The sequence below is a fragment of the Asticcacaulis sp. genome (assembly GCF_020217185.1).
GTDB lineage: Bacteria > Pseudomonadota > Alphaproteobacteria > Caulobacterales > Caulobacteraceae > Asticcacaulis.
Genome location: NZ_JAIWNX010000237.1, coordinates 1 through 10,000, shown reverse-complemented (window position 1 = coordinate 10,000; position 10,000 = coordinate 1). Strand labels below are relative to the sequence as shown.

11 protein-coding genes are annotated in these 10,000 nt (G+C 60.6%); 9 read left to right on the top strand and 2 right to left on the bottom strand.

Annotated elements, in window-relative coordinates; translation table 11 throughout:
• Positions 1–766: chorismate-binding protein (locus LDL37_RS11785; protein WP_290798434.1), on the top strand; the 766-nt coding region annotated here is incomplete at its 5' end.
• 1 nt (position 767) lies between these two features.
• Here the strand turns inward: LDL37_RS11785 and LDL37_RS11780 are convergent.
• On the bottom strand, positions 768–1,043 hold the full coding sequence (locus tag LDL37_RS11780) for a hypothetical protein (RefSeq protein WP_290798432.1): 276 nt from the start codon (positions 1,041–1,043) through the stop codon (positions 768–770).
• A gap of 69 nt (positions 1,044–1,112) precedes the next feature.
• The gene (ybaL, locus tag LDL37_RS11775) at positions 1,113–2,822 is read right to left on the bottom strand and encodes a YbaL family putative K(+) efflux transporter (protein WP_290798430.1); all 1,710 of its coding nucleotides are present in this window, start codon (positions 2,820–2,822) and stop codon (positions 1,113–1,115) included.
• A gap of 327 nt (positions 2,823–3,149) precedes the next feature.
• Here ybaL and LDL37_RS11770 point away from each other — a divergent pair, with 327 nt between their 5' ends.
• From LDL37_RS11770 to LDL37_RS11735, 8 genes are all read left to right on the top strand, one after another.
• Positions 3,150–4,505 carry an MFS transporter gene (locus LDL37_RS11770; protein WP_290798428.1) on the top strand — a complete coding sequence of 452 codons (1,356 nt, stop codon included), beginning with the start codon at positions 3,150–3,152 and terminating at the stop codon, positions 4,503–4,505.
• 16 nt (positions 4,506–4,521) lie between these two features.
• The gene (mazG, locus tag LDL37_RS11765) at positions 4,522–5,274 is read left to right on the top strand and encodes a nucleoside triphosphate pyrophosphohydrolase (protein ID WP_290798437.1); all 753 of its coding nucleotides are present in this window, start codon (positions 4,522–4,524) and stop codon (positions 5,272–5,274) included.
• Complete coding sequence (locus LDL37_RS11760; RefSeq protein WP_290798425.1) at positions 5,271–6,098, top strand: hypothetical protein; 828 nt, start codon at positions 5,271–5,273, stop codon at positions 6,096–6,098. The genes mazG and LDL37_RS11760 overlap by 4 nt, the downstream gene beginning before the upstream one ends.
• Before the next feature lie 397 nt (positions 6,099–6,495).
• Complete coding sequence (locus tag LDL37_RS11755; RefSeq protein WP_290798422.1) at positions 6,496–7,077, top strand: helix-turn-helix domain-containing protein; 582 nt, start codon at positions 6,496–6,498, stop codon at positions 7,075–7,077.
• Complete coding sequence (locus LDL37_RS11750; RefSeq protein ID WP_290798419.1) at positions 7,078–8,142, top strand: hypothetical protein; 1,065 nt, start codon at positions 7,078–7,080, stop codon at positions 8,140–8,142. It abuts the gene before it with no gap.
• Positions 8,121–8,846, top strand: a complete 726-nt coding sequence (locus LDL37_RS11745; protein ID WP_290798416.1) for an ABC transporter ATP-binding protein — start codon at positions 8,121–8,123, stop codon at positions 8,844–8,846. The genes LDL37_RS11750 and LDL37_RS11745 overlap by 22 nt, the downstream gene beginning before the upstream one ends.
• Before the next feature lie 124 nt (positions 8,847–8,970).
• Complete coding sequence (locus LDL37_RS11740; protein ID WP_290798413.1) at positions 8,971–9,582, top strand: superoxide dismutase; 612 nt, start codon at positions 8,971–8,973, stop codon at positions 9,580–9,582.
• A gap of 72 nt (positions 9,583–9,654) precedes the next feature.
• On the top strand, positions 9,655–10,000 hold a 346-nt coding region (locus tag LDL37_RS11735; protein ID WP_290798411.1), incomplete at its 3' end, for a CinA family protein.

The window sequence follows — 10,000 nt, the reverse complement described above, 5'->3', positions numbered from 1 at the left end:
TATTTTTCAGGTGGTGCCGTCGCACCGCTTCGAAGCCCCGTTCGACCTTGACCCGTTCGCCTTCTACCGGTCGCTGCGCCGTCAGAACCCCTCGCCCTACCTCTTCTATCTGGATTTCGGTAATTTCCAGTTGGCAGGTTCGTCACCGGAGATTCTGGTGCGCGTGCGCGACGGCAAACTGACCATCCGCCCGATCGCCGGCACCCGCCCGCGCGGCAAAACACCTGATGAGGACAAGGCGCTGGAGGCCGAACTTCTGGCCGATCCGAAGGAATTGTCCGAACACCTGATGCTGCTCGATCTGGGCCGCAACGATGTCGGCCGTGTGGCCAAACCGGCCAGCGTGCGGGTGACACAGAAATTCTATATCGAACGCTACAGCCACGTCATGCACATCGTCTCGAACGTCGAAGGCGATGCCCCGGCCAATCTCGATCCGGTCGATGCCCTGCTGGCCGCCCTGCCCGCCGGTACGCTGTCGGGCGCGCCCAAGGTGCGGGCCATGGAGATTATCGACGAACTGGAGTCGGTCAAACGCGGCGTCGGCTATGCCGGGGGCGTCGGTTACATCTCCGGCTCCGGGTCACTGGATGTCTGTATCGTGCTGCGCACCGCCCTGTTCAAGGACGAAAAAATCTATGTGCAGGCCGGGGCCGGCGTGGTCGCCGACAGCGTGCCCCTGACTGAATATCAGGAAACTGTGCATAAGGCCTCGGCCCTGATCAAGGCCGCTTCGGAAGCCTGGCGCTATAAGCAGGGGAACTGAGTCATTTTAGGTCTGAGGGGCTGGCCGACAATTGGAAGCCGCCCTCAGTACCGGAACTGACCGCCTTGCTGACGACGGGCGTTGGACGCGGCTTGTCCTGCGACATGACCGGCCCGACCACCATCGACGCCGCCAGCCACAACCCCGACACCGCAAACGCCGCCGAGGCCATCAGCGCCTTGAGGATGGATGGCGTGCGCTCTACGCGCGTCTCCAGCAGCAGACGCGCCTGTTCCAGCGGCGTCAGGTTGTCATTGATGGCGGGCGTATGAGGCATGATCAGAGCCTTCTGAGCTGATTCTGGTCAGGTTTGAACTCTGCGCCCGCTATGGTTAATGAGGTGTAATCATCCCGCTCTAGGACTGAAACGATCCAGCACATGCCGCGTGATATTGCGCGCCAGTTCCTCCTCCCCAAAGAAGACGGTGCCCATCTGTTCCTGTCGCAGGAAGTGCATCTCTTCCTCGCTATGGGTGCGCAGTACGACCTCGATGCCCGCATTGAGGCGACGCGCCGCTTCGACCATCTGGTGAATATCGACCAGATCGGGCGTCGCCACCAGCAGCATGGCCGCGTGCTGGATATGGGCCTGCACCAGCACCTCCGGTTCGACGGCATTGCCATAGACGGCGGCCTTGCCGGTCTGGCGCAACGCTTCTACGCGCTCGCGGTTCTGCTCAACCACCACATAGGCGATGCCCTGCGCGTCCAGAGTGGCGGCGATACGCTTGCCCACGCGGCCATAACCAACCAGCACCACCTGACCTTTCAGATAGCGCGCCTCCGTCGTCTGCGGCAGTTCGGACAGCACGTCCTCGCGCCGCTCGTGTCGCCGTGCCAACTCCGAGTGGGCCAGCACCCAGCGCGTCAGGGGGGCAATCGCCGCAAACAGGAAGGGATTGAGCGCGATGGACACCAGCGCCCCGGCCAGAAGCAGGTTCATCCCCGCTTGCGGCAAGATGCCAAGAGACACGCCCAACCCACCAAGAATAAACGAAAATTCACCGATCTGGGCCAGACTGGCCGCCACGGTAAAGGCGGTGTTGAGCGGATAGCGGAAGACCAGCACCAGAGCCGCGGCCGCCAGCCCCTTACCCACAATGATGATTCCAACGACGGCCAGAACCTCCATCGGGTGTTCGATCAGCACCCTGGGGTCGAACAACATACCGACCGACACAAAGAACAGCACCGAAAAGGCGTCACGCAATGGCAGGGATTCTTCGGCGGCGCGGTGGCTGAATTTCGACTCGCGCATCACCATACCGGCGAAGAAAGCCCCCAGCGCAAAGGACACGCTGAATAACTCCGATGCACCCCAGGCGATGGTGATGGCCGCCGCGATAACCGACAGGGTAAACAGTTCGCGCGAACCGGTTTTGGACACCTGCCACAATATCCACGGAAACACCTTGCGTCCGGCCAGCATCATCAGGGCAATAAAGGCACCGACGCTGAGCAGGGTCTGACCGATGGTGACCCAGAGAGTGCCGGTCGGGGCGCTCCCTGCCGAGCCATTGCTCTCCAAAAGATGCGCCAGCGGCGGCAGCAGGACCAGCACCAGCACCGTCACCAGATCCTCAACCACCAGCCAGCCAACGGCGATGCGACCGTTCATACTGTCGATGGCGTTGCGCGCCTCCAGCGCCTTCAGCAGCACGACCGTAGAAGCACACGACAGCGACAAGCCGAAGACGAGCGCCGCCCCCATACCCCAATCCCAGCCCCAGTGCGCCAGCGCAAAACCCAGACAGGTGGCCAGCGACATCTGCACAATCGCCCCTGGCAGAGCGATCTTGCGCACAGACATCAGGTCGCCCAATGAAAAGTGCAGCCCCACCCCGAACATCAGCAGCATGACGCCGATTTCAGACAACTGCGCCGCAATGTGCGTATCCGCTACAAAACCCGGCGTGGACGGCCCGATCAGGATTCCGGCCAGCAGATAGCCGACCAGCGCCGGCAGTTTGATTTTCTCCGCCAGAAAGCCGAACAGCAACGCCAGACCAAAGCCGGACGCAAGGGTGGTAATCAGGGAAATATTATGGTGATCCATCGGTCGCCTTTAGAGTTTGAGAACAGAAAAGGCCCGCAATCCGGCGGCACAAACGCGCCGTCGCCGAGGAGACATGCTGAATTACGGATTGGGTTAAACGTCAGGGTTCAGGCGAATAATGTCAACCCTTTAACCCTCATAAAATCTATACTGGCAGGAATAGAGGCAATATTGTTCAGAAAACAGCTCTGTGCAAACGTTTGACTTTCGCTCGCCTATCCATTCGCAACCCATAAAATGAACATTGTTCAAATTCAACAGGCGTGTTATGTTGCCGCATACGGCAATCTGGCCGGACTCACAAAAGACGCGCTCACAGGGGTTTTCATGTCATCCAAACACGTTAGCTGGCCGCGATTGCTCGCCTTTTGCGGGCCGTGCATTCCCTTTGCGGCGCTGGGCCTGCCTCTGTCGGTGACCTTGTCCGAATACTACGTCACCTATATCGGCCTCAGCCTAGGCATGGTGGGCGTAGTCTTTATGGCCGTCAAGCTGATCGACATCGCCGTCGATCCCGTCATCGGCTGGGCAATGGACCGTACCCGCACCCGCTTCGGGCGCTTCAAGCTGTGGATGGCCCTGTGCCTGCCGGTGCTGTTTGTCTCCACCGGCTTTATGTTTCTGGCGCCTGTGGGCGCGTCGGCTCTGTATCTGGGGATCTGGCTGCTGGTCATCTATATCGGCTTCTCGATGGCGGCGCTCAGCCAGTCGAGCTGGGGCAGCGTTCTGACGGACAACTATGACGAACGCACCAAGGTCTTCGCCTTGTGGCAGATCGGCAATATTGTGGGCCTCCTGTGCGTGGCCCTGATCCCCGTGGTGGCGCAGGCCATCGGCCAGACCTATCAGACCGGCGTGCAGTGGATGGGGATTTTCATCATGATCACCCTGCCGCTGAGCATCGGTATCGCCCTGTGGATGGTGCCAGAAAAAATGTCCGATGCGGCCACGCACGATGTGCGACTGGGGGCCTATTTCGACATGATCCGCCGCCCGAACGTCATCCGGGTGCTGCTGGCCGATCTGTTGATGGGGCTGGCACCGGGGATCATGGGGGCGTTGTTCTTCTTCTACTTTATGCAGACCAAGGGACTGACGCGCTTTGAATGCACCATCGCCATGCTGCTCTATTTTGTCGCGGGCCTTGTCGGCGCCCCTTTGTGGAACGGGGCTTCGAAGCGCTTTTCCAAGCACCGCACCCTGATTGCCTCGGCCATTATCTTCGCCGTCGTGTACAGCGGACTGGCCTTCGTGCCAGCGAACAACTTCCCGGTCATGGCTGTGGCTGTGTTTCTGGCCGGCATCCCCTATGCCGCCTATCTGCTGCTAACGCGCTCGCTGATGGCCGATATTGGCGACGAGGTCTTGCTGGAAACCGGCCACGACCAGAAGGGCACGCTGATGTCGATTCTGTCGGCCACGACCAAGCTCGGCTATGCCTTTTCGGTGCTGACCCTGTCGGCTCTGGCCCTGCTGGGCTTTGATAACAAGGCGGCGCACAACACACCCGAAGCCCTGTTCTGGGTCGAAGCCTTTTTTATCGGCCTGCCGGTCATTTTTCTTTTGCTTGGCGCATGGGCAATGACATCCTATGACCTGACGCCGGAACGCTATGCGTCCATTCAGTCGGCACTGAAAGCAAAAGGTTTGTCCCGTGACCCAGGCTCCCCCCGCCCCCATTAATGCGCTGATCGAGGTGATGAACCGCCTGCGGGCCAAAGACGGCGGCTGTCCATGGGATCTGGCCCAGACCTTTGACACCATCGCCCCCTACACGATTGAGGAGTCCTATGAGGTGGCCGACGCCATTGCGCGCAAGGACATGCGCGACCTCAAGGAGGAACTGGGTGACCTGCTGTTTCAGGTGGTCTTCCACAGCCATCTGGCCAAGGAACAGGGCCTGTTTGATTTCAACGACGTGGCTCAGGCCATGACGGACAAGCTGATCCGTCGCCACCCGCACGTCTTCGGAGAGGCCGGGGACCGCACCGCCGACGAACAGAACGCCGCCTGGGAGGTGCAGAAGGCCGCCGAGCGCAAGGCCAAGGCCAAGCACGGCATTCTCGACGACGTGCCCGTGGGCCTGCCGGCCCTCACCCGCGCCGCCAAGCTGACCAAACGCGCGGCCCGCGTCGGCTTCGACTGGCCGTCGCTCGATGAAGTGCTGGACAAGCTGGAGGAAGAAGTCGCCGAGCTGAAGGTCGAGTTGGCGGCGGGCGATCACGAAAAGGCCAAGGCTGAGCTGGGCGACATCCTGTTCGTTATCGCCAATCTGGCGCGCAAGATGGACGCTGAGCCCGAAGACGCCCTGCGCGGCACCAATGCCAAGTTTGTGCGCCGCTTTGAGATGATCGAGGCCGAACTGGCCAAGATCGGCAAGACACCGGAACAGTCCGACCTCGCGGAAATGGACGCCCTGTGGAACAAGGCCAAGCAGGCCGAGCGCACATGAGCCCACGCAGTTCCATCGAAATCTACGATCTGCAAAGCCGTCAGAGCCGCGTCGTCTTTCAGGGACCGGAGCTATGGGAATCGCCGCATTTCACGCCGGACGGTACGGCTCTGATCCTCAATAGCGAAGGGCGAATCTACCGCCTGCCCCTCGATAGCAAACCGCAAGTGATAGACACGGGCTTTGCCGTCCGTTGCAATAATGATCACGGCCTGACGCCGAACGGTCAGACCCTGCTGATTACCGATAAGACCGAGTACGACCGCGCGTGCATCTATGCCGTGCCTCTGTCCGGTGGCACGCCACGGCGCGTGTCGGCGCACATGTCCTCCTATTATCACGGTATTTCTGCCGATGGGGAGTGGATCACCTATACCGGCATCCATCAGAAGGACGTGTTTGGCATCTATATCAGCCACATAGATGGGTCTGACGAACGCGCCCTGATCGTCGGCGACGCCCTTCACGATGGTCCGGACCTTTCCGCTGATGGTGAGTGGATATGGTTCAATTCCAACCGCTCCGGTCAGATGCAACTGTGGCGTATTCGCCGTGACGGCCGCGACCTTCAACGCATGAGCGACAGCCCCTATGCCGACTGGTTCCCACACCCGTCGCCCGATGGCCGCCACGTCCTGTGGCTGTCCTACGATCCGTCGGTAGGCCGCGACCACCCGCGCGATCAGACGGTGCGATTGCGGCTGATGCCTGCCGAGGGGGGCGAAGCCGAGACGCTGTTTGAGCTGTTCGGTGGTCAAGGGACAATGAATGTCCCCAACTGGGCTCCGGACGGATACAGCTTCGCGTTTGTGCGGTATTTTTAGCCTGCCCCCAAGATGGCCATATATGCCGCCCGCCGCATCCGTCATGGACTGCGGCAAGTGTTTCGCCGTTTTTGAAAACCACAGATTACACAGATTGCATAGATTATCAGCGTCCTTAGGGAGACGCAGAGTGTGTCCCCAACACCATCGGCGCAAAGCGCCAATCTGTGCAATCTGTGTAATCTGTGTAATCTGTGGTTCCCTTTAACCCTCATCCCGCCGCAGATCGTCCATAATCATCCGTGAAAAACCTTTATTTTTTCAATGCCTCAGCATAAAGATTGCCTTTTGCAACTCACAAATATAAATTTCAAAACGCAATTCAATAAATAATTCACTTGTTATCTGCTATTCATTTTGGCATCCGATTTCAGAACGTCATCGAAAGCCCGCTGCCATGGTCAAAACGGCTCAAGCTCCCGTCAAATCCACCGCGACCTTTGGCCGTCGTCAGGCCCCCAAGCCCGCGCCTAAGGCGGTCAAGGAAACGGCCAAAGACTCTGCGCGCGGCCCGCGGTCCAAATGCCCGATCAATCTGCTGCTGGAGGTGGTGGGGGACTCGTGGTCACTGCTGATCATCCGTGACCTGATGTTCAAGGGGCGTTCGACCTATAAGGCCTTCCTCAATGCCGAGGAAAAGATCGCTACCAATATTCTGGCCGACCGCCTGTCGAAACTGGAAAGCGCCGGGCTGATCTCCAAGGCGACCGACCCGGACGATGCGCGCAAATACATCTATCGCCTGACCGAAAAAGGGGCCGACCTTGCCCCCGTTCTGGTCGAGATGATGCTGTGGTCGAACAAGTACCACATCACCGACACGCCCAAGGATTTTCTGGCCAGCCTGCAAAAGAACAAGGCTGCCTTCACCACACGCATTGTGCGCGACGTGGCGACCGCTTCGCCGGCCAAAGCCGCTACGCCGGCGCCCAAGGTCGAACCGAAAGAGGAAACCCTCAACCTGTTCGACGGCTTCTGAGTGCAACCGGGCTTTCAGATACTGCTCAGACTGGATCAGGAACGCCTGCTCAGCCGCTGGCGTATCTGGCGGCGGCGTCCCTCAGATATAGTGGTGGCGCTCGCCTTGCTGAGCGCATTGCTGTTTGGACTGTTTCAGGCCCTTAGTGCGCAGGCCCACGACAATCGTCCCATCTGGGCCTATAGCGCCGCCCTGCTCTTTTTTGCCGCGCGGCAGGTTTACCCCTCGGCGCGGTCCGCCTATGCGCAACGCCTGCTCAGTGGTCCCTTCTTCCCCCTGATTAGTGATCCGCAGGTGCGGCGCGTGTGGTTTGCCGTTCGCACGACAGCTCTCTGCCTGCCCGTTGGGCTTACGCTTCTGGGGTTTCAGGCCGTGTTGGCCCCGCACGATCTGGGCCTGTGGGGTCTGGGGGCGGTGTTGGGGCTGGGAGGCGGGATAGTATCAGCCCTGATGCCGCCGCTATTTGCCGCGGAAGCCTCGACGCGCACGGCCCCCTTGCCCTTCTCGGCTCTGGCTCCGCTGTGGTGCCGTCTGCGCCACAAACGGTTGTGGCTGCCCTGCGCCCTCCTGATCATCGGGATACCGCTGGCGACGCATCTGGCGCTCTCCAACAACCCGGAACCCCAGACAGGCCTCGGCCTGTTCGGCATTGGCTCTGCGCTTCTGGCCGTTCTGCTCTGTCCGGTCTCCGGCGAACTGACGCAATTTATGCGCTGGCAGCCCGGGTCATTGGCCCGCACCCTCACGCAAACCGCCCTTGCCCCCTTCGCCCTGTGGCTGGGCCTCAGCCTGCTTAGTCTGCTGATCAGCGGCGCGCCGCTGAAAGAGGGGTTACTGATCCTTCTGGCGCTGGGGGCCGTGGCCGGGCTGCTTATTCTGTGGGCGTTTCTGACCCGATTCAGCCATAAACCCGCGACGGCGGACTGGGTATTGGGGATTGATCTGGCGGTTGCGGCCCTGCTGGCCTTGCTGGCCCTGCCGGCGGCCCTGTTGTGGCTGGCTGTGCGTCTGATCCTCTTGATGCGGCGAGTAAGGAGAGAGAGATGGCGGCACAGCCTGCCCTGAGATGCGAAGACCTGTGCGTCGATATTGCCGGAAAGCGCATCGTGAAATCGGTGTCGCTCAGCCTCGCGCCCGGACAATGGTACGGTATTCTGGGCGTGAACGGCTCCGGTAAGACCACCCTGCTCAACAGCCTGTGCGGGCGGTTGCCGGTGGCGCAGGGCCGTCTCTGGCTTGCGGATGAGGAGGTCACCGCCGTGCCGCAACGTCGCGCGGCCCTGTGGGGCTATGCGCCGCCACCCGACAGCCTGCCGCCCGAACTGACGCCGCAGGTGCTGCTGGCGCTGGTGGCCGAAAGCCGTCAGGCTCAGGTGCCTAACGACCCGGCCCTGCTCGAAGCGCTCGATTACAACGCCTTGCGCCATAAAATGATCGGCACCCTGTCGGCGGGTCAGAAGCAGAAAATCGCCCTGATGTGCGCCTTTGTGGGTGAGCCCGCGGGGATCATTCTGGATGAGCCCTTCAACTGGCTCGACCCGCTGGCCATCTATGCCCTCAAGACCTGCCTGACCCAGCGCGCCCGTGAAGGGGCCCTCATCCTGACGGCCCTGCACGATGTCAGCAGCTTCATGACGCGCTGCGATGCTGGTGTGCTGCTGGCCGACGGCGAAATAAAGCGAGGCTTTTCAAGCGACGACCTGAGTGAAGGGCGCAAGGACATAGCGGCGTTCGAACACACGCTGTATGCCAGCCTGCGTCCGGCTTAACCCCTGAAATTATAAGGCTAATTTTGAGAATTATTCTCACCGAAATTTGCCTTGAAAAGCGATTCCCGCCCCCATATATCGACTCTGGTTCTTTTCTATTCATTTCAAACCTGCCGAGGATGTCATGGCCTTCGAACTTCCCGCTCTGCCCTATCCGACCGACGCGCTTGAGCCGCACATGTCGGCCAATACCTTCAGCTTCCACCACGCCAAGCACCACAAGGCTTATGTGGACAATCTGAACAAGCTGATCGACGGCACCGAGTTCGCGGACAAGTCGCTGGTCGAGATCGTCAAGGCCTCGGAAGGCACGAACCCCGGCGTGTTCAACAACGCCGCTCAGGTGTGGAACCACACCTTCTTCTGGCACTCGATGAAGCAGAACGGCGGCGGTCAGCCGACGGGCGCCATCGCTGACAAGATCAATGCCGATTTCGGCTCGTTCGACGCCTTTGTCGAAGCCTTCAAGACCGCCGGTGCGACGCAGTTCGGTTCGGGCTGGGCGTGGCTGGTGCTGGGGCAGGACGGCAAGCTGAAGGTCGTGAAGACCGGCAATGCCGAAACGCCGTTCACCAAGGGCGACAAGCCGATCCTGACGCTCGACGTGTGGGAACACGCCTACTATCTCGACTATCAGAACCTGCGTCCGAAGTTCATCGAAACCTACCTCACCTCGCTGGTGAACTGGGACTTCGCCAACAGCAATCTGGACGCCCCGCTGCATCCGGGCGTGTAATTTCAGCCCTATTGGTTAGATTACGGGGTGTGGGGTCTATGACCCCACGCCTTTTCTTTTGGGAGCTTCTCCATGGACGCCTCTGATCTGGCGACGAACATTCTCGCCCTGGCGCGCGCGCAGGGGCGCACACTGACGACGGCCGAAAGCTGCACGGGCGGGCTGATCGCCGCGGCCCTGACTCGCATTTCGGGCGCGTCCGAGGCGTTTCACGAAGGCTATGTCACCTATTCCAACGCAGCTAAGACGAAGCTTCTGGGCGTATCAGAGACGGTGCTGGCCGAACACGGCGCGGTCAGCCTGCCCGTGGCGCACGCCATGGCCGAAGGGGCGCTGACCTCGGCCGGGGCCGATCTGGCCCTGAGCGTGACGGGGATCGCCGGGCCGAGCGGCGGTTCCGCTGAAAAACCCGTCGGCA

Bases quoted from the DNA above. Each gene is read 5' to 3' on its own strand.
- LDL37_RS11780 (WP_290798432.1), bottom strand. From the start codon at position 1,043: ATGCCTCATACGCCCGCCATCAATGACAACCTGACGCCGCTGGAACAG.
- LDL37_RS11755 (WP_290798422.1), top strand. From the start codon at position 6,496: ATGGTCAAAACGGCTCAAGCTCCCGTCAAATCCACCGCGACCTTTGGC.
- LDL37_RS11745 (WP_290798416.1), top strand. From the start codon at position 8,121: ATGGCGGCACAGCCTGCCCTGAGATGCGAAGACCTGTGCGTCGATATT.
- LDL37_RS11760 (WP_290798425.1), top strand. From the start codon at position 5,271: ATGAGCCCACGCAGTTCCATCGAAATCTACGATCTGCAAAGCCGTCAG.
- LDL37_RS11770 (WP_290798428.1), top strand. From the start codon at position 3,150: ATGTCATCCAAACACGTTAGCTGGCCGCGATTGCTCGCCTTTTGCGGG.
- LDL37_RS11740 (WP_290798413.1), top strand. From the start codon at position 8,971: ATGGCCTTCGAACTTCCCGCTCTGCCCTATCCGACCGACGCGCTTGAG.
- ybaL (WP_290798430.1), bottom strand. From the start codon at position 2,822: ATGGATCACCATAATATTTCCCTGATTACCACCCTTGCGTCCGGCTTT.
- mazG (WP_290798437.1), top strand. From the start codon at position 4,522: ATGAACCGCCTGCGGGCCAAAGACGGCGGCTGTCCATGGGATCTGGCC.